General features: G+C 40.9%; 1 pseudogene. It reads right to left on the reverse strand.

The features are described from left to right. Positions 1-503, reverse strand: a pseudogene (locus ACFIN0_RS10070) (integrase arm-type DNA-binding domain-containing protein); the annotation flags it as partial. Positions 504-629 lie beyond the last annotated feature (126 nt).

Here is a 629-nt window from a genome sequence, read left to right on the forward strand (position 1 = left end):
CATGTTTGAGACAAATATTAAGACGGTTTAGTGCTTTCTCTGCTGTTGTAGCTTTTGTATGCCAAATAGGAACAAGCGTATTGCGTATCTCTGTTTGGGTAATTTCTGAAACGGACAGACAGCCTAATTTAGGGGGAATGTAAAGCCGCAAGGGAGAAAACCAGTTCCCATTCTTACCATCACCTTTTAATTCAGCTTTCCGACTTTCAAAAGTACCCAAAGCGATATCTTTTAAATAATGGAGATTGCTTCACACTTTTATTTATTGCGTTCTTTAATGGGGTCACGACCTTCACGTAAAACAGAATGCCATTGGTTTGCCAATTCACGCTCTTTTTTAAAGAAACATCTCTCAAAGAGCATCCAAGCCCATTTCGCGATGGCGATCATGAATGGTATAACGATAAAACCATTGAGCACTTCCATCTTTACGTTTATGAAAAAGCAAGCCGGCACCATCACACACTTTGCCAGCTCGTGGGTGTTGCGACAGCCCTTGGCACTAGAGAGGGTTCATAAGAGCCATTTTTAGTTCTTTCTTATACAGTTTTTACCCACACGCCAGCTTCGCTTGTGACGTGCAAGCGAATGGTTTTGATTGATTCAAGATAAACAGATTTGAAATGAGA

The organism is Bartonella sp. AA89HNZF, from assembly GCF_042196905.1.
GTDB lineage: Bacteria > Pseudomonadota > Alphaproteobacteria > Rhizobiales > Rhizobiaceae > Bartonella.